Genomic DNA, 18,743 nt, shown 5'->3' with positions numbered 1-18,743 from the left:
TGCCCCGCCATCCCACGGAATGCCGCTTCGGCTTTTGACGTTGACGTTGCCGCTGCCGTTGCCTTGAGCAGGTGCAGGGCGCAGCCCTGCCGAACCCCCTAATCCTTGACCGGGAAATCCTCGATCGGCCGCAGCACGTCGTAGTGCTCCACATGCAGCTTGCCCTTCAACTTCGGCAGATCCAGCACCGGCTCATCCACCCGCGTATCCGGCAGCCGGTCCAGCAGATTGCGCACCAGCGACAACCGCCCCAGCCGCTGGTCGTTGAAATCCACCAGCGTCCACGGCGCCGCATCGCGATGCGTGGCCCGCAGCATCGCCTCGCGCGCCTCGGTGTAGGCGCTGTACTTGCTGCGTGACTTCAGATCCACCGGTGACAGCTTCCAGCCCTTCAGCGGATCGCTGTGGCGCTCCTCGAAGCGCTTTTCCTGCTGCGCCTGGTCCACGCACAGCCAGTACTTGAACAGCAGGATGCCGTCATCCACCAGCAGCTGCTCGAACACCGGTGCCTGGTGCAGGAACTGCTGGTACTCGGCCTCGCTGCAGTAGCCCATCACCCGTTCCACGCCGGCGCGGTTGTACCAGCTGCGGTCCATCAGCACGATCTCGCCCGCCGCCGGCAGGTGGCTGGCGTAGCGCTGGAAATACCACTGCGTCGATTCGCGGTCGGTCGGCTTCGGCAGCGCGACCACCCGGCATTGGCGCGGGTTGAGATGCTGGCTGATCGCCTGGATCGCGCCGCCCTTGCCGGCGGTATCGCGGCCCTCGAACAGCACCAGCAGGCGTTGCCCGCTGTGCTGTACCCAGCGCGCCATCGCGGTCAGTTCCAGCTGCAGCGGCTGCAGCAGTTCGTCGTACTCCTTGCGCTTGAGCTTGCCCATCGTTGCACCACGCTGGAAGGAAGCCCGAGCGTAGCGCAGGGGGTGCCGAGGCGGTGTCGATGCCCGGAAAACGGCAATGGACGCGACAGGGGCAGGGTCGACCGTTGGTCGAGCATCGCGCGCAGCGTGGGTTCTCGCGGCCCGCCCGGAGCAGTCGACCAACGGTCGACTCTACCCAGTCGCGTCTCCCCAGCCGTGTTCGCGCGCAAATGCCTGCAGCAGCGCCGACAGGTCCGCGGCGAAGCCGGCCATGTCGAACACGCCGCTGCGGCCGCGCGCCTGTGCCAGCTCAGCGCGCAGCGCGGCCAGGGCCGTCGGGTCGTTGCCGAGGGCGCTGGCGGTGGCGATGAAGGCGGCATCGTCGGCCACGTTCATGTGCGCCAGGCCGAGGTGGTGGTTGAGGCTGCCGGCCACGCGCGCGGCGAAGGTGTCGCCGGGGCAGGTCAGCACCGGGCAGCCGGCCCACAGCGCATCGGAGGCGGTGGTGTGGGCGTTGTACGGGTGCGTGTCCAGGAACAGGTCGGCCAGCGCATAGCGGGCGAGGTACTGCGGGTGCGGCAGCTTGGCCATGAACACCAGCCGTGCCGGATCCACGCCGGCAGCCTGTGCCGCCGCGCGCAGGTGTGCATCGGCCTGGCCCGGGCCGGCCAGCAGCCACAGCACGCTGCCCGGCACCGCCTGCAGCACCGCGAAGGCGCGGGCCATGCTGCGCGGGTTGAGCTTGTAGCTGTTGTTGAAGCAGCAGAACACCACGCCCTGCGCGGGCAGGCCGCAGTCGGCGCGGGTCGGTGCAGGTTCCAGCACGCGGGTGTTGTCGGATGGCTGGAAGGCGCGCGGCAGGCGCAGCACGCGTTCGCTGTAATGCGGTTCCAGTGCCGGCGGCAGGGCGAAGGCATCGCCGACCACCGCATCCAGCCACGGTGCACCGGACGTGCCGGGGTAGGCCAGCCAGTTCAGCTGCAGCGGGGCAGGGCGCATCGCCAGCACCTCCGGTGCACCGCCACCGCCCCAGCCCCGCAGGTCGAACAGCACGTCGATGCCCTGCGCGCGGATCCGTGCAGCGGTCTCGGCATGGCGTTGGCCGGCGACGTCGTGCAGGCGCGCCGCGGTCTGCAGGCGCTCGCGGATGCGGCTGCCATCATCGCGGTTCAGCGCGAACAGGTGCAGCTGCAGTGCCGGGTCGGCCTGCAGCTGCTCCAGCAGGGCCACGGTCAGCAGCCCGGTGGGGTGTGCACCGAATCCATTGGAGAGGAAGCCAACGCGCAGCGGGCCGCGTGCACGCACCGGCACCTTCGGCAGCGGGCGCACGGCTGCAGCCACCGCAGCGGCACGCATGCGGGCGCAGGCCAGCTGTTCGGCGGCGCTGGCGTCCTCACTGAGGAAGGCGAACGGCTCGACCACGCCCTGGCCAGCGGCAACGGCGGCGCGCACCTGTGCGGCCAGCGCGTCCACGTCCTGCCAGTCGCACAGGCGGCGCTGCCAGGCCAGGCGCTGTGCGGCGATATACGGTTCGCCAGGCAGCAGCGTGTGCGCGCGGCGATAGGCCGCGGCAGCACCTTCGGCATCGTCGGCATCTTCCAGCGCGTGGCCCAGCCACAGGGCGATGCCCGGGTGTTCCGGTGCCAGCGCGGAGGCCTGGCCGAGCAGCCGTGCCGCATCGGCGTGGGCGCCGACCATCCATGCCACCCGGCCCAGCCGGGCCAGGGCTTCGGGATGGTTCGGGCGCAGCTGCAGGGCGCGCCGTGCGGCCTGTTCGCCGGCGGCGATATCACCGGCTTCAAGTTCCACGTCGGCCAGCATCACCCAGGCGATGAAATCACCGGGCTGGCGTGCCAGCGCCTGCTGCAGTTGCTGTCGTTGCTGCCAGGCCGACATCGGCTCAGCCCGCCGACAGCTGGGCCAGCGCGTCGACCTGGTGCTCGTGGCTCAGGCGCTGCAGCAGGGCGTCGAGGTCGCCGGACAGGACGTTGGGCAGGTCGTACAGGGTCAGCCCTTCCACGCGGTGGTCGGTGATCCTGCCCTGCGGGAAGTTGTAGGTGCGGATGCGCTGGCTGCGGTCGCCGCTGCCCACCTGCAGGCGCCGCGATTCGGCCTGCGCCGCGTCCTGGCGCTGGCGCTCGGCATCCAGCAGCTGCGCCTTCAGCCGCTTCATCGCCTTGTCGCGGTTCGCGTGCTGGCTGCGCTCGGTCTGGCACTCCACCACCACGCCGGTCGGCACGTGGGTGATGCGGATGGCCGATTCGGTCTTGTTGACGTGCTGGCCGCCGGCGCCGGACGAGCGGTAGGTATCCACCCTGAGGTCGGCCGGGTTGATGACGATGTCATCGACCTCGTCGGCTTCGGGAATGATCGCCACGGTCGCCGCCGAGGTGTGGATGCGGCCCTGCGATTCGGTGGCTGGCACGCGCTGCACGCGGTGCGTGCCCGATTCGAACTTCAGGCGCGAGAAAGCGCCGCGACCGACCACGCGTGCCACCACTTCCTTGTAGCCGCCGTGTTCGCCGGGGCTGTCCGATTCGATCTCCACCTTCCAGCCCTGGCGCTCGGCATAGCGGGCGTACATGCGGAACAGGTCGCCGGCGAAGATCGCCGCTTCGTCGCCGCCGGTACCGGCACGCACTTCCAGGAACAGGTTGCCCTCGTCGCGCGGATCGCGCGGCACCAGCAGCAGGGCCAGTTCCTGTTCCAGCTCCTGCAGGCGGGCCTCGGCGGCAGCGATCTCCTCGTCGGCCAGCTCGCGCAGGTCGGGGTCGGCGCGCATGCTTTCGGCGGCGGCGAGGTCGGCCTTGGCACGAGCTTCGTCGGCCAGGGCGGTGGCGACCGGTTCAAGTTGGGCGAATTCGCGCGAAAGATCGCGGAAACGGTTGTTGTCGGCGACCACGTCGGGTTCGGCGAGCAGGCGTTCCAGTTCTTCGCGGCGCTCGGCCAGCGCTTCCAGCTTACGGCGCAGGGTCGGCGTCATCGGGTCTCACGGGTGGGTGGCGGTAGCCCGGCGTGGCCGGGAACAGGCGCTCGGCAGCGCGGGTCAGGTCGGCGTCGCCACTGAGCGCGGCCGCGCGCAGGGCGGCGGTCGGCGGGTGCAGCAGGCGGTTGGTCAGGCCATGGGCCAGCAGTTCCAGCACTTCGTCGGCCGGCTTGCCATTGGCCAGCTGCTGCCGCGCACGCTCCAGCAGCTCGGCGCGGGTGGCCTCGCCGAAGGCGCGCAGCTGCCGCAGGGGCGCCTGGTGGGCGCTGGCCTGCAGGGTTTCGACGAAGCGCGAGACCTGCAGGTCGATGATCGCCTCGGCCTCGGCGGCCGCCTCGCGACGGCCGCGGCGGTTGTCTTCCACCGCGCGTTCAAGGTCGTCCACGGTGTACAGGAAGGCGTCGTTGAGCGTGCCGACCTCGGCCTCGATGTCGCGCGGCACGGCCAGGTCGAACAGCAGCATCGGCTTGTGCCGGCGCGCGCGCAGGGCCTTGGCCACCATTTCGCGGTGGATGACCGGTTCGCGCGCGGCGGTGGCCGAGAACACCACGTCGGCCTCGGCCAGGTGGCGTTCCAGCTCGGTCAGCGGCAGCGCCACGCCGCCGTGGCGGGTGGCCAGTTCCTGCGCATGGGCCAGGGTACGGTTGGCGATCAGCAGGCGGCGCACCTTGCCTTCGCTCAGGTGCCGTGCAGCCAGCTCGATGGTCTCGCCGGCGCCGACCAGCAGCACCGTGGAATCGTCCAGGCGGGCGAACGCGTTCTGCGCCAGGCGCACCGCGGCCGAGGCGACCGAGACTGGATTGGCGCCCACCTGGGTATCGGTGCGCGCACGCTTGGCCACCGAGAAGGTCTGCTGGAACAGCCGGTCCAGGCGTTGGCCGAGCAGGCCGTGGTCGCGCGCGGTGGACCAGGCATCCTTCACCTGTCCCAGGATCTGCGGCTCGCCCAGCACCATCGAATCGAGCCCGGTGGCGACCCGGAACAGGTGGCGCACCGCATCGGCGTCGGCATGCTGGTACAGGTAGCCCTGCAGGTCGCCGGCCTGGCTGTGCAGCCACTGGTCCAGCGCCTGCGGCGAATCGGCCACCGCGTACAGCTCGGTGCGGTTGCAGGTGGAAAGCAGGACCGCCTCGGCGATCTGCGGGGTATCGCGCAGCGAACCGAGCGCGCGCGGCAGCGCGTCACCGGCGAAGGCCGCGCGTTCGCGCAGCTCTACCGGTGCGGTCTGGTGATTCAGTCCGAGCACCCACAGGGTCATTGTTCAGTTGCTTGCGATAAGCTGCTGGCCATTGGACGACATTTTAAGGCCCCGATGCCGACGATGCCCGCATTGATTCGCATCCCCAGTGTTCTGCTGCTGTCCCTGGCCTTCAGCCAGGTGCTGGCGGCGGCGCCGGCCAAGGCTCCCGCACGGGGCCCGGCCAGCGAAGAACTGGCCCTGGAACCGGTGATGGCCGGGGAATTCGCCCTGCAGGCCGGCAAGCTGGCCGACGCCGCGCACTGGTACCTGCAGGCGGCCGAGCAGACCGCCGGCGATGCCGGGCTGGCCGAACGGGCCACCCGCATCTCCATGCTGGCCAACGATGACGCCAGCGCCGCCAAGGGCCTGGCCCTGTGGGAGAAGCGCGCCCCCAGCTCGCTGTCCATGCGCAGTGCCGCCGGTGCGCTGGCCATGCGCCAGGGCAACGTGAAGGCCGCGCGCACCGAGCTGCAGGCCCTGCTGGCCGACCCCGACGATCGCGGCTGGAAGTTCGCGCTGGCCGCCCTGATCGGCGGTGGCCGCGACCCGGCGGTGCCGGCGCAGGTGCTGGGCGAGCTGGTCGACGCCAATGCCATTCCGCCGAAGATCGAGGCCTGGCAGGAATTCGGCCGGCTGGCCCTGCGCATGGAAAAGCCCGAGCTGGCCCGGCGCATGATCGACGAAGTGGTCAAGCGCTTCCCGGACGAGCCGCGGGTAGCCCTGCTGCGTGCCAGCCAGCTGCAGCAGGCCGGGCAGACCGCGCAGGCGCTGGCGCTGCTGCAGGGGGTCGAGCCGAAGACCCGGCAGGACCCGGAGCTGCGCAATGCCGTGGCCATCGCCTATGACAGCCTGGGCCAGCCGGCCGCCGCCGAGCGGGTGCTGGCCGTCGGCCCGCAGAACGTGCAGACCTGGGGCATGCGCGCCTCGCTGCTGGCAAAGCAGGGCGACACCGCCGCGCTGTCGGGCCTCTACAACGAACTCTCGCGGCAGGCCGCCAGGCCGGACCCGGCGCAGCGCCTGCTGCTGGGCAAGATCGCCGAGTACCTCAAGCGCTACCCCGAGGCGGTGAACTGGTACCACAGCGTGCCGGGCGGCGACGAACTGAACGAGGCGCGCCTGCGCGCGGCCAATGCGCAGGGCCTGGCCGGCCGGCAGGCGCTGGCGCTGGACGAGGTGCATGCCATCCAGTCCGATGCCATGGTCGATGATGATGTGCGCCGCGATGCCTACCTGCTGGAAGCCGAGCTGCGCCAGCGCGCCGACGACCTGCCGGGCGAACTGGATGCGCTGGCCCGTGGCCTGGCCGCCTATCCGGACGAGAACGGCCTGCTGTACGCCCGCGCCCTGGCCTGGGAGCGGCGCGATGACATCGCCCGCGCCGAGGCTGACCTGCGCAAGGTGCTGGTGACCGATCCGGAGAACGTGCCGGCGCTGAACGCGCTGGGCTACACCCTGGCCGACCGCACCAAGCGCTATCAGGAAGCCCTGGAACTGATCGACCGCGCGCGCGTGGCCGAGCCGGACAACCCGGCCATCGTCGACAGCTACGGCTGGGTGCTGTATCGCCTGGGCCGCAACGACGAAGCCCTGGTGCAGCTGCGCCGGGCCTGGACGCTGTCCCGCGACCCGGAGATCGCCGCCCACGTGGGCGAGGTGCTGTGGGTGCTCGGCAAGCACGACGAGGCCCGCCACTTCTTCGAGGAAGCGGCCAAGCTCGACCCTGAAAACCGCGCGCTGCTGCGCGCCCGCGAGAAATTCAATCCATGAGTGTTTCCATGATCCGGCCGCTGCTGCTGGTGGCCGTGACCCTGGCGGTGAGCGCCTGTACCAGCGTGGGCACGCAGAAGACGCCGGCTCCGGACGTGGTCTATACCGTGTCGCCGGCCGCCGAGCGCGCCGAGGAGGCCCGCGTGCAGGCCCTGCGCGCGCAGCCCGATTACAGCTTCCAGGGTCGGGTCGCGGTCAGCAAGGGCAAGAACGGTGGCAGCGGTCGCATCGACTGGGTCCAGCAGGGCAGCGAGTACCGCATCCAGCTGAGTGCGCCGGTCACCCGCCAGAGCTGGACCCTGCAGGGGGATTCGGTACAGGGCGGGGCACGCCTGGAAGGGCTCGGCGACGGCCCGCGCGCCGGCGATGACGCCCGCCAGCTGCTGCTCGATGCCACCGGTTGGGATATTCCGGTAAATGAACTGTCCGACTGGACCCGTGGCCTGGTGCTGCGCGGTTCCGGCGAAAGCAGCGTGGAGCGCGATGCCGAGGGCCGCCCGCGGCGCATGCAGCAGGCCGGTTGGCTGATCCAGTACCTGGACTGGTATCCGGCCCAGGAAGGAAGCCCGGCCCTGCCGCGGCGCATCGAGGCCAGCCGCGAGGACGCCAAGGTGCGCCTGCTGGTCGACCAGTGGGGCGCCGACGCGCCATGACCGCGCAGATTGACGCCGATGGCTGGTCCTGGTGGCCGGCCCCGGCCAAGCTGAACCTGTTCCTGCACATCACCGGCCGCCGCGCCGATGGCTACCATGAGCTGCAGACCGTGTTCCGCCTGCTGGACTGGGGCGACCGTATCGGCCTGCGCCTGCGCGATGATGGATTGGTGCGACGTCAGGGCGAGGGCCTGGCCGGTGTTGCCGAGGCCGATGATCTGGCGGTGCGTGCGGCCAGGTTGCTGCAATCGGCTGCCAACGTCGGCCAGGGGGCGGATATCGTCGTTGAAAAGCATGTTTCGGCGGGTGGCGGCTTCGGCGGCGGCTCGTCCGACGCGGCCACCGTGCTGGTGGTCCTGAACCGGCTCTGGCAGGCCGGCCTGGACGAGGATGCGCTGGCTGCACTGGGCCTGCGCCTGGGCGCCGACGTGCCGGTCTTCGTGCGCGGCCACAACGCCTGGGCCGAGGGCGTGGGCGAGCGCCTGCAGCCGGTGGCCCTGCCGCCGGCCTGGTACGTGATCGTCGAACCGGGCGTTCATGTTCCGACCCCGGCCCTGTTCGCTGACCCGGATTTGACGCGCGACTGCCCACAGGCGAAAATAGACGACTTCGCTTCCGGCGCTCTGGTCGGAAACGTGTTCGAGCCGGTGCTGCGCCGCCGCGAGCCTGCCGTCGAGGCGGTGCTTGCCGCGTTGAGCAGCATAGGCCAGGCACGTTTGACCGGGTCCGGAAGTGGTTGTTTCGTCGAGTTCGATTCGCAGGCTGCCGCAGAGCAGGGGCGAGCGGAGTTGCCGAAGGAGTTGCGGGCAAGGGTGGCCGCGGGCGTTGCACGTTCGCCACTGCTGGATGCACTCGAGCAACACTGATTCATCAATGCAGGGGCGTCGCCAAGAGGCCCAAGGCACCAGGTTTTGATCCTGGCATTCGGAGGTTCGAATCCTCCCGCCCCTGCCAATGCGGCTGCGTCCGCGCCATCCAGCGCATCACTGCGCGGGACGTGGAAACAGCCGCGGTGTTGTAAGCAGCAGGGGCCGCAGCGGTCCTTGCCGCTACCGGATCCCCGCCACTCGTCCCCGCCCGAGACAATCATGATGCAAGAGTCCCCGAACCTGCTGGTATTTTCCGGCAACGCCAACAAACGTCTGGCGCAGAACATCTGCAAGGAACTGGGAGTCCGCCCGGGCAAGGCACTGGTCTCGCACTTCTCCGATGGTGAAGTGCAGGTCGAGATCGAAGAAAACGTCCGCAAGCAGGACGTCTTCGTGATCCAGCCGACCTCGGCGCCGAGCGCGGAAAACCTGATGGAACTGCTGGTCCTGATCGACGCGCTCAAGCGCGCATCGGTGGCCAGCGTGACCGCCGTGGTGCCGTACTTCGGCTACTCGCGCCAGGATCGCCGCATGCGTTCCTCGCGCGTGCCGATCACCGCCAAGCTGGCGGCCAAGATGTTCAGCACCGCTGGCGCTGATCGCGTGCTGACCGTCGACCTGCACGCCGACCAGATCCAGGGCTTCTTCGATATCCCGGTGGACAACGTGTATGCGTCCCCGCTGCTGCTGGCCGACATCTGGCGCGCCTACGGCACCGAGAACCTGATCGTCGTCTCGCCGGACGTGGGCGGCGTGGTCCGCGCCCGTGCGGTGGCCAAGCGCCTGGATGACGCCGACCTGGCGATCATCGACAAGCGCCGCCCGCGCGCCAACGTCTCCACCGTGATGAACATCATCGGTGACGTCGAAGGCAAGACCTGCGTCATGGTCGATGACATCGTCGATACCGCCGGCACCCTGTGCGCCGCTGCCGCTGCCCTCAAGGCGCGCGGTGCGCTCAAGGTCGCCGCCTACTGCACCCACGCGGTGCTGTCGGGCCCGGCGGTGGACAACATCACCAATTCCCAGCTCGACGAGCTGGTGGTGACCGACACCATCCCGCTGAAGGACGCAGCGCGGGTGTGCAGCAAGATCCGCCAGCTGAGCGTGGCGGAAATGCTGGCCGAAACGATGCGCCGCATCGCCTTCGGCGAGTCGGTCAGCTCGCTGTACGTCGACTGATTTTTTCGTCCCTGCCGGCAACGGTAGGGACACACCCCGGGTGCTTCTGGTCGCGGAAGCATCTTCAATCGCCGAGCCGCAAGGCAAGGCAACAACCTGAGTAGTCGAAAATGTCGAAGACCCATGAAATCAAGGTCACCAAGCGTGAACTGCAGCGTAAGGGTGCGAGCCGCCGCCTGCGTCACGCTGGTGTGATCCCGGCCATCGTGTACGGCGGTACCGCCGAGCCGGTCGCCATCAGCCTGGACCACAACGAAATCTGGCTGGCCCAGCAGAACGAGTGGTTCTACGCCTCCATCCTGGACCTGAACCTGGATGGTAAGGTCGAGCGCGTGCTGCTGCGTGACATTCAGCGCCACCCGTACAAGCAGCTGATCATGCACCTGGACTTCCTGCGCGTGAACGAGAACGAAGCCCTGACCGCTTCGGTTCCGCTGCACTTCATCAACGAAGACACCTCGCCGGCTGGCAAGGCTGCCGACGTCGTGGTCACCCACGAACTGAAGGAAGTCACCATCAGCTGCCTGCCGAAGGACCTGCCGGAGTCGATCGAAGTCGACCTGGGCGCCCTGAACGCTGGCGACGTGGTGTACCTGTCCAACATCAAGCTGCCGAAGGGCGTGGAAATCCCGGCCCTGGCGCTGGGCAAGGACCACGACGACGCCATCGTCACCGCCAAGCACGGCAAGGAAGACGCTGCCGACGCTGAAGCTCCGGCTGCCGAGTAATACCGTAGCGGTGCCTGCCTCCGGGCAGGCACCGTTCTGGAAGGAACCATGGCAGGACTGCGACTGATCGTCGGTCTGGGCAATCCCGGATCGGAACACGCCCGGACCCGGCACAATGCCGGGTTTCATTTCGTTGAGGCCCTGGCTGAAAAAGCCGGTGCACGCTGGAATGTGGACAGCAAGCTGTTCGGCGAGACCGCCAAGGTCGAGATCGCCGGGCAGACCGTGTGGCTGCTGAAGCCGGCCACCTTCATGAACCTCAGCGGCAAGTCGGTCACCGCCGCACAGCGGTTCTGGAAGATCGAGCCGGAGGAAACCCTGCTGGCGCACGACGAACTGGACCTGCCGCCCGGCGCGGTACGGCTGAAGTTCGACGGCGGCCACGGCGGCCAGAACGGCCTGCGTGACACCATGCGCCTGCTCGGCCACGGCAAGTTCCACCGCCTGCGCGTGGGCATCGGCCATCCCGGCCACAAGGACCGCGTGGTGGGTTGGGTGCTCGGCCGTCCCTCCAAGGACGACGACGTGCTGATCGCACGCGCCATCGACGATGCCATCGACGTGCTGCCGCTGGCGGTACAGGGCGATTTCAACGAAGCAATGAAGCGGCTGCACACCCCGAAATAACCCGTCCGATACCGACCGTTGGTCGGCCAGGCCGGTAGGTACCGACCGTTGGTCGGTACGGAATCAACCAGACCGGTAGGTACCGACCGTTGGTCGGTACGGAGAATGATTGGAAAAGCAGCGCCCACCTCGCTGCTTCCCCAATCACTTTCACCCCAGAGAGCTGTCACCCATGGGTATCAAATGCGGCATCGTCGGCCTGCCCAACGTCGGCAAGTCGACCCTGTTCAACGCGCTGACCAAGGCGGGCATCGCCGCGGCGAACTTCCCGTTCTGCACCATCGAACCGAACGTCGGCATCGTGCCGGTGCCGGACCCGCGCCTGGGTGAGCTGGCGGCGATCATCAACCCGCAGAAGGTCATCCCGACCGCGGTCGAGTTCGTCGACATCGCCGGCCTGGTGGCCGGTGCGGCCAGCGGCGAAGGCCTGGGCAACAAGTTCCTGGCGCACATCCGCGAAGTCGATGCGATCACCCACGTGGTGCGCTGCTTCGAGAACGCCGACGTCATCCACGTCAACAACAAGGTCGACCCGATCTCGGACATCGAAACCATCGATACCGAACTGGCCCTGGCCGACCTGGACAGCGTCGAGAAGGCACTGAACCGCGCCGAGCGCGCGGCAAAGGGTGGCGACAAGGAAGCGGCCGCGCGCAAGCCGGTGCTGGCCAAGCTGCAGGCCGCCCTGGCCGACGGCAAGTCCGGTCGTTCGGTCGGCCTGGACGAGGAAGAGAAGGCGCTGGTCCGTGACCTGTTCCTGCTGACCCTGAAGCCGGTGATGTACATCGCCAACGTGCTGGAAGACGGCTTCGAGAACAACCCGCACCTGGACGCCGTGCGCGCCCACGCCGCCGCCGAAGGCGCGCAGGTGGTGCCGGTGTCGGCCGCGATCGAAGAAGAGCTGTCCCAGCTCGACGACGAAGACCGCGACACCTTCCTGGCCGATCTCGGCCTGAGCGAGCCGGGCCTGAACCGCGTGATCAACGCGGCCTACAGCCTGCTGGGCCTGCAGACCTACTTCACCGCTGGCGTGAAGGAAGTCCGCGCGTGGACCGTGCGCAAGGGGGCCACCGCCCCGCAGGCCGCCGCGGTCATCCACACCGACTTCGAGAAGGGCTTCATCCGCGCTGAAACCATCGCGTATGACGACTTCATCAAGTACAAGGGCGAAGCCGGCGCAAAGGAAGCCGGTCGCCTGCGCCTGGAAGGCAAGGAATACCGCGTGCAGGAAGGCGACGTGCTGCACTTCCGCTTCAACGTCTGATCCAGCCGCAACGGATTGACCCCGGACGCCCCGCCTCGAGCGGGGCGTTCGCGTTTCCGGCATCGGTTTCTGCGCTGGACAAAAAATGACCATGCTTCGAAACGCCTGCGGCGCAACGTTCGCACACACTTGTCCACACCAAACCCCCACCGCTTTCCACGCGCGGTGTGGAAAACCGTGGGGTCGGATCCCTTTCCACCGGAAAGGGCTCCGACCCCGATCAGTGCATCCGGGTCATGGACAAAATTTCACCACGCTTGGAAACGCCTGCGGCGTAACGCTCGCACCTACTTGTCCACATCAAGTTCCCATCGCTCTCCACGTACCGTGTGGAAAACCACCGGGGACGTGGACAAAAAATCACCACGCCCGGAAACGCCTGCGGCGCAATGCTCGCGCCCACTTGTCCACACCAAGTTCCCATCGCTCTCCACGTGCGGTGTGCATAAACAACAAGGCCCGCCAATGGCGGGCCTTGTCGTCCACATCCTGCGAAACCGCGCTTACAACGCGCTGCCGCCGAACTTGTGGGTGTACTGCAGGTTGATCGTGCGGCCGACGCTGTCGAACCAGGACACGTCGTAGTACGGGTAGGCCGTGTACGTGGCGTCCTTCGGCGGCATCTTGTTGAACACGTTGACCACCGACAGCGACAGGCGCGAGTGGTCGTCGAAGCGGTACTGCACCGACGCGTTGTAGCGGTAGGTGGCCTTGATGTACGGGCTGTCGCCGCTGTCCGGGTCGAACACCTGGTCGTAGCTGTCCGAGTTCGGCAGCTTGCCCAAGCGCGAGCCGTACACGGTGGCCGACCACGCATCCTTCTCCCAGGTCACGCTGACGCTGGTCTTGGTGCGCGGGATGTCGAAGCCGCTGTTCACCGCGAACTGGTCTTCGGTCGGGTCGCCCGGGTAGCGCTGGAAATCATGCTTCTTCACCCAGGTGTGGGTGCCGTTGAAGATGAAATCACCGGCACCGGTCTGCAGGCGGTAGCGCAGGCCCACGTCGATGCCCGAGGTCGATTCACGCGCGACGTTGATCGGGTTGACGTACACGCCGTACAGGCGGCCGTCGGCGGTGCGGGTCACCCGCGCCAGCGCGTCCACGCAGGTCGGCGAGGTGATGTCGGCGTCGCCCAGGCGGCAGTTCGCTTCGCTGGCCAGGATCGTGCGCACGTCCATGTCCTGCACCTGCTTGCGCATGTCGATGTCGAACCAGTCCACCGACAGATCGAGGCCGGTGGCCGGCGACCAGACGAAGCCTGCGCTCCACGAGGTGCTGGTTTCCGGGTCGAGCTCGCGATTGCCGCTGCGGCTGCGGATCACGTTGCGCTCGTAGTCGGAGCAGTCATCGGCATCGTCGGCACGGCAGCTGTACAGATCCTCGGCCGTGGTCTCGTCGTTGCCCGGGCCGGCGAACACGTAGTGCAGGTCGGGCGCGCGGAAGGCGGTGCCGTAGGAGCCGCGCACCAGCAGGCTGTCCACGGGACGCCATTCCAGGCCGCCGCTCCAGGTCGCCTTGCCGATGGTATGGCCGGAATAACGGTACTGGTCGTAGCGGCCGGCCACGCTCAGGTTCAGCGTGTCGTGCAGCGGCAGGCGCAGTTCGGCGGCGGTCGCCCAGCGGTTGCGCGACCCCTTGCCGTCCGAATCCTTCCAGCTGTAGTAGTAGTACTCGGTCGCCAGCGGATCGGGATTCAACGCGTAGGCCTGCTGGCCCACTTCCACGGTTGCGGCGAAGCCGGCATCGCCGCCGGGCAGGCCGAACAGCGAACCGTTGGTCAGGGTCAGGGCCGCGGTCTCGGTGCGCGACTTCGGGGTGTAGGTCGTGCGTGCGGCGATCGACTCGTACTCGGCGCGGGTCAGCGGCCGGTACAGGCGCGACGGGTCGGCGTTGTAGATCGGGAAGCCATCATCGTCCTCGCCCAGCTGCGGCCCCAGGAACAGGTCGTTGGCCTTGGCGGCGACGATCTGCGGCCAGCTGATCCGCGACTGGTACTGCGAGTGGCTCAGCGCCGCTTCGTAATCCCAGTTGCCGGCCAGGTTGCCCTTGAAGCCGGTGGTCACGCTGAAGGTCTTCTGCGTGCTGCGCACCATGGCATTGCGCAGGCCGCCCATCTCCTCGGGCGAGAACTGGCGCTGCCAGAATTCGATCTCACCCGTGGCCTGGTTGTTGAAGTAGCCCGACTCGTCGCCGTCGGCGGCCATGCGGCCCCACGAGGTGACATCGCGCATCAGGGCCAGCGTGTGGTACCCCATCTGCACGTCGGCAAACCACTGCTGGCCGTTGTCGAAGTCATAGCTCAGCGAGGCATAGCCGTTGGCGCCGCGGCGCTTGCTGAGGATGGTGCCGTAGCCGATCGATGCGTCGCTGCCGCAGTAGTAGCCATAGCGCGGGCGGAAGGCATGGTACGTGCTGCCTTGGTTCTGCCCGGCCAGCGCTTCGCAGGTGGCCGCGCCCGGGTCCAGGTAGTCGTCGTTGTAGTCGGTGCGCAGGTAGGCGCGGCGGGCGATGCGCGAGCCTTCGGTCGGCCCGTCCTGGGTCGAATCCTGGATGTCGCGCTCATAGGCCCACAGCGGCGTCTGCGACTGCAGCTCCACGCTGTACACCGCATTGAAATTGCCCTTGCTGAAGCCGCTGGACAGGCTCATGTCGAACGACTCGCCACCGCCTTCGCTGGTGGTGCCCATGCGCACGTCGACGGTGGTGCCGTCGGCCTTCTTCTTCAGGATGAAGTTGACCACGCCGGCGATCGCATCCGAACCGTAGATGGCCGACGCGCTGCCGGTCAGCACCTCGATGCGGTCGATCATGCCCAGCGGGATGTTGGACACGTCGGTGAAGTTGCTGCGGCCCTGGAACGGCATCGGGAAATCAGCGATACGGCGACCGTTGACCAGCACCAGGGTGTGGTTCGGGCCCAGCCCGCGCAGGTCGACCTGCTGCGCGCCCGGGGAGAAGTCGGCGCCGCTGGAGGACTGCTGGCTCTGCGTCTCGCCGCCGTTCTGGGTCATCGCACGCAGCACGTCGGGCACCGTGGTGAAGCCGCTGGAGCGGATCTCCTCGGCATTGATCACCGTGATCGGTGCCGGGCCTTCCACCTGTGCGCGCGGAATGCGCGAACCGGTCACCTGGACCGCATCGAGTTGCTGCACCGAAGAGGAGCCGGGGCTCTGGGCCGCTGCCGAGGCAGCAACACCCATCAACGCCAGCTGGATCGACCACGCCATCGCCTGTCTACGCATGAGAGATATCTCGGGAATGAAGCCGGCCCGCAGAGGAGGGGCCCTGTCCCCCATTCACAATCCGGAATGGGCGCGCGCATTTAACGCCTTTTTTATGCTCTTGACTACAGGTCTTTCATCTGGCAAAGAGTGAAAACGGTTGCAAGCCGATTCTGTTCAGGGAGATCCACGATGAGTTCCCTTGTCCGCCGATTCTGGTCAAGCCTCGTGCTGGGGGTGGTGCTGGCCGTGATGGCCCCGCTGGCGTCAGCGCAGGACTCCCGTGACCTGCATTCCCCTGGCTTCGATTATTACGAGATTGGCGACCTGGATGCACCCCGTCCTGATCCACGCGCCCCGGCGATGATGCTGATGGGCGGTGGCGAGTGGGTGCCCGAGGCCTTCCAGTGGTGGCTGCGGCAGGCCGGCAACGGCCGCGTGCTGATCCTGCGCGCCTCCGGTGGCGATGAGCTGCAGGAGCGCCTGTACCGCGATATCGGCGGCACCACCGCCGTGCAGACCCTGGTGTTCGACAACCGCCGCGGCGCCGACGATCCGGCGGTGCTGCGCGTGGTCGCCGCCGCCGATGCCATCTTCATCGCCGGCGGTGACCAGTCGCGCTACATCCGCTTCTGGAAGGGCACGGCGCTCAACCGCGCGCTCAATGCGCACGTGCGCGCCGGCAAGCCGATCGCCGGTACCAGCGCTGGCCTGGCGATCCTTGGCGGCTACGCCTACGGCGCGCTCGATGGCGGCAGCATCACCTCGGCCGGCGCGCTGGCCGACCCGATGGGCAGCGCGGTCACCCTGGACAGCGGCTTCCTGCACATGCCCTACCTGCAGCGCGTGGTCACCGATACCCACTTCGACAAGCGCGACCGGCTCGGCCGCCTGATCGTGTTCGTGGCCCGCGCCGCGCAGGAAAGCGGCGATCCGGACATGGTCGGCATCGGCGTGGACGAGGACACCGCGCTGTGCGTGGAGCCCGACGGCCAGGCCCAGGTCTACAGCGCCGATGGCCAGGGCAAGGTCTGGGTGGTCAGCCCCGGCCGCGACGCCGACAGGATGGTCGAAGGCGAGCCGTTGCAGTTCCACGCCGTGCCGGTCACCGTGGTCGCCAGCGGTGGCCGCCTGCGCCTGGATGACTTCCAGGCCGACGTCGACTACCACGCCATGGCCGACATCACCGACGGCGAGATCGAAATCACGCGCCAGTAGTGCCGGGCCATGCCCGGTGGCCTTGCCGCATCGCTCTTTCCGCCGGGCATGGCCCGGCGCTACCGAACTACACTCCCTGGAGACGTACCTGATGAAACTGCGCCTGGCGCTGTCTGCCCTGTTGTCCCTGCCCCTGCTCGCGCAGGCAGCGCCGTCCACTTCGCCGCTGCTGGTCATCCATGGCGGGGCAGGGGTCGAGCGCAAGGATCTGTCGCCGGCTGAAGAGAAGGCTGCGCGCGCGGCGTTGAAGGCAGCGCTGTTGAAGGGGCATGCCGAACTGGCGGCAGGTCGCCCGGCGCTGGCGGCGGTCACCGCGGCGATCACCGTGCTCGAGGACGATCCCACCTTCAATGCCGGCAAGGGCGCGGTGTTCACCCATGACGGCCACAACGAACTGGACGCGTCGCTGATGGATGGCGCCACCCAGGCGGCCGGTGCGGTCGCGGGCGTGCAGCGCGTGCGCAACCCGATCCAGCTGGCGCAGCTGGTCATGCAGAAATCGCCGCACGTGATGATGGTCGGGCAGGGCGCCGAGGCGTTCGCGGTGGAGCAGGGCGTCAGCCTGGTGGATCCCTCGTATTTCCGCACCGACAAGCGCTGGCAGCAGCTGCAGCGCGCACTGAAGGAAGAGGCCAGCGGCCAGGCCCATGCCGATCTCGAAACCGCCAAGCACTTCGGCACCGTCGGCGCCGTCGCGCTGGATGCGCAGGGGCATCTTGCGGCAGGCACGTCCACCGGCGGCATGACCAACAAGCGCTACGGCCGCGTGGGCGACTCGCCGATCATCGGTGCCGGTACCTGGGCCGATACGCGCTGCGCGGTGTCCGGTACCGGTTGGGGCGAGTACTACATCCGCACCGCGGCGGCGCACGAGATCTGTGCGCGCATGCGTTACCAGGGGCAGACGCCGGAGCAGGCCGGCAAGGGCGTCATCAACGACACCATTCCGCAGATGGGTGGCGATGGTGGCGCCATCGTGCTGTCCGCAGACGGAAAAGCGGCCACGCCGTTCAACACGCAGGGCATGTATCGGGGCTGGATTGGCGCCGACGGAGTGCCCCATGTCGCAATTTTCGCCAACGAGACCCTGGTGCTGCCGGGGCAATAACCTTGCGTATCAATGGGTTTGCGACAACGTGTGAAAAAAACCGAAAAAAGCGTTGACAGCCCCCCGTCCCATCAGCAGAATAAGCGGCTCACCACCACACACCGCAACGCTTCGGCGGCAACGGGATGGGGTGGTAAGGAGGGATACCCAAGCGGCCAACGGGGGCAGACTGTAAATCTGCTGGCTTACGCCTTCGGTGGTTCGAATCCACCTCCCTCCACCAGATTCACGTTGTGGCACATTCCCGGTGCGGGAGTAGTTCAATGGTAGAACCTCAGCCTTCCAAGCTGATGGTGCGGGTTCGATTCCCGTCTCCCGCTCCATTGAATGAACTTTGAATATTATCGAGTTCATGTCATAATGCAAAACTCGCTCACATAGCTCAGTCGGTAGAGCACTTCCTTGGTAAGGAAGAGGTCGAAGGTTCGATTCCTTTTGTGAGCACCATCTTAAGCACCACACCAGACGAATTCGAGATAAGCAGCCATGGCCAAGGGTAAGTTCGAGCGCACCAAGCCGCACGTCAACGTCGGCACCATCGGTCACGTCGACCACGGCAAGACCACGCTGACCGCCGCACTGACCAAGATCGGTGCCGAGCGTTTCGGCGGCGAGTTCAAGGACTACTCGGCCATTGACGCCGCTCCGGAAGAGAAGGCTCGTGGCATCACGATCTCGACCGCGCACGTCGAATACGAATCCACCACCCGTCACTACGCCCACGTCGATTGCCCGGGCCACGCTGACTACGTCAAGAACATGATCACCGGTGCCGCCCAGATGGACGGCGCGATCCTGGTGTGCTCGGCCGCTGACGGCCCGATGCCGCAGACCCGCGAGCACATCCTGCTGTCGCGTCAGGTCGGCGTGCCGTACATCGTCGTGTTCCTGAACAAGGCCGACATGGTTGACGATGCCGAGCTGCTGGAACTGGTCGAAATGGAAGTCCGCGAGCTGCTGAGCAAGTACGACTTCCCGGGCGACGACACCCCGATCATCTCGGGTTCGGCCCGCCTGGCG

Annotated in this window: 15 protein-coding genes and 4 tRNA genes; 14 read left to right on the top strand and 5 right to left on the bottom strand. The window is 67.6% G+C overall.

Features of this window, described 5'->3' with window-relative positions; genetic code table 11:
- Positions 1-98: 98 nt before the first annotated feature.
- The 4 genes from ppk2 to hemA form a co-directional block, all read right to left on the bottom strand.
- Positions 99-881: a polyphosphate kinase 2 gene (gene ppk2 / locus IAE56_RS16310; protein ID WP_200753234.1), complete on the bottom strand. Its 783-nt coding sequence runs from the start codon at positions 879-881 to the stop codon at positions 99-101.
- 171 nt (positions 882-1,052) lie between these two features.
- A complete protein-coding gene (locus IAE56_RS16305) occupies positions 1,053-2,756 on the bottom strand; it encodes a tetratricopeptide repeat protein (RefSeq protein ID WP_200753233.1) in 1,704 nt (567 codons plus the stop codon).
- Positions 2,757-2,760: 4 nt separating this feature from the next.
- Complete coding sequence (prfA, locus tag IAE56_RS16300; RefSeq protein WP_200753232.1) at positions 2,761-3,843, bottom strand: peptide chain release factor 1; 1,083 nt, start codon at positions 3,841-3,843, stop codon at positions 2,761-2,763.
- On the bottom strand, positions 3,821-5,104 hold the full coding sequence (gene hemA, locus IAE56_RS16295; protein ID WP_108767837.1) for a glutamyl-tRNA reductase: 1,284 nt from the start codon (positions 5,102-5,104) through the stop codon (positions 3,821-3,823). The genes prfA and hemA overlap by 23 nt, the downstream gene beginning before the upstream one ends.
- A 63-nt stretch (positions 5,105-5,167) precedes the next feature.
- Between hemA and IAE56_RS16290 the strand changes: the two genes are divergently transcribed.
- The 8 genes from IAE56_RS16290 (at position 5,168) to ychF (ending at position 12,176) form a co-directional block, all read left to right on the top strand.
- A complete protein-coding gene (locus IAE56_RS16290) occupies positions 5,168-6,853 on the top strand; it encodes a tetratricopeptide repeat protein (protein ID WP_200753231.1) in 1,686 nt (561 codons plus the stop codon).
- Positions 6,850-7,506 (top strand): lipoprotein insertase outer membrane protein LolB, encoded by a 657-nt coding sequence (gene lolB, locus IAE56_RS16285; RefSeq protein ID WP_108767839.1) that lies wholly within the window; start codon positions 6,850-6,852, stop codon positions 7,504-7,506. The genes IAE56_RS16290 and lolB overlap by 4 nt, the downstream gene beginning before the upstream one ends.
- Entirely contained in the window at positions 7,503-8,372 is an 870-nt protein-coding gene (gene ispE / locus IAE56_RS16280) for a 4-(cytidine 5'-diphospho)-2-C-methyl-D-erythritol kinase (RefSeq protein WP_108767840.1), read from the top strand. Before lolB ends, ispE begins: the two co-directional genes overlap by 4 nt.
- Before the next feature lie 11 nt (positions 8,373-8,383).
- Positions 8,384-8,460, top strand: a tRNA-Gln gene (locus tag IAE56_RS16275).
- 137 nt (positions 8,461-8,597) lie between these two features.
- The gene (locus tag IAE56_RS16270) at positions 8,598-9,557 is read left to right on the top strand and encodes a ribose-phosphate diphosphokinase (RefSeq protein ID WP_025879147.1); all 960 of its coding nucleotides are present in this window, start codon (positions 8,598-8,600) and stop codon (positions 9,555-9,557) included.
- Positions 9,558-9,667: 110 nt separating this feature from the next.
- A complete protein-coding gene (locus IAE56_RS16265) occupies positions 9,668-10,285 on the top strand; it encodes a 50S ribosomal protein L25/general stress protein Ctc (protein WP_200753230.1) in 618 nt (205 codons plus the stop codon).
- A gap of 48 nt (positions 10,286-10,333) precedes the next feature.
- The gene (gene pth / locus IAE56_RS16260) at positions 10,334-10,912 is read left to right on the top strand and encodes an aminoacyl-tRNA hydrolase (RefSeq protein WP_079220740.1); all 579 of its coding nucleotides are present in this window, start codon (positions 10,334-10,336) and stop codon (positions 10,910-10,912) included.
- A 172-nt stretch (positions 10,913-11,084) separates the two neighbouring features.
- Positions 11,085-12,176 (top strand): redox-regulated ATPase YchF, encoded by a 1,092-nt coding sequence (gene ychF, locus IAE56_RS16255; protein WP_079220741.1) that lies wholly within the window; start codon positions 11,085-11,087, stop codon positions 12,174-12,176.
- A gap of 503 nt (positions 12,177-12,679) precedes the next feature.
- On the opposite strand, the gene IAE56_RS16250 is transcribed toward ychF, so the two are convergent.
- Positions 12,680-15,418, bottom strand: coding sequence for a TonB-dependent receptor (locus tag IAE56_RS16250; RefSeq protein WP_200753229.1), 2,739 nt, complete (start codon positions 15,416-15,418; stop codon positions 12,680-12,682).
- 231 nt (positions 15,419-15,649) lie between these two features.
- Here IAE56_RS16250 and IAE56_RS16245 point away from each other — a divergent pair, with 231 nt between their 5' ends.
- The 6 genes from IAE56_RS16245 to IAE56_RS16220 form a co-directional block, all read left to right on the top strand.
- On the top strand, positions 15,650-16,615 hold the full coding sequence (locus IAE56_RS16245; RefSeq protein ID WP_234456135.1) for a cyanophycinase: 966 nt from the start codon (positions 15,650-15,652) through the stop codon (positions 16,613-16,615).
- Between the two features lie 91 nt (positions 16,616-16,706).
- A complete protein-coding gene (locus IAE56_RS16240) occupies positions 16,707-17,723 on the top strand; it encodes an isoaspartyl peptidase/L-asparaginase (RefSeq protein WP_108767845.1) in 1,017 nt (338 codons plus the stop codon).
- Positions 17,724-17,860: 137 nt separating this feature from the next.
- A tRNA-Tyr gene (locus IAE56_RS16235) sits at positions 17,861-17,946 on the top strand.
- Positions 17,947-17,972: 26 nt separating this feature from the next.
- A tRNA-Gly gene (locus IAE56_RS16230) sits at positions 17,973-18,046 on the top strand.
- A 48-nt stretch (positions 18,047-18,094) separates the two neighbouring features.
- Positions 18,095-18,170, top strand: a tRNA-Thr gene (locus IAE56_RS16225).
- Between the two features lie 39 nt (positions 18,171-18,209).
- Positions 18,210-18,743, top strand: a 534-nt coding sequence (locus IAE56_RS16220; RefSeq protein WP_200753227.1) for a GTP-binding protein, incomplete at its 3' end; no start/stop codon positions are given.

The sequence above is a fragment of the Stenotrophomonas sp. S41 genome, from assembly GCF_016624625.1.
Taxonomy (GTDB): Bacteria; Pseudomonadota; Gammaproteobacteria; order Xanthomonadales; family Xanthomonadaceae; genus Stenotrophomonas.
The sequence above is the reverse complement of the archived record's forward strand: the minus strand, read 5'-3'. Positions and strand labels throughout refer to the sequence as shown.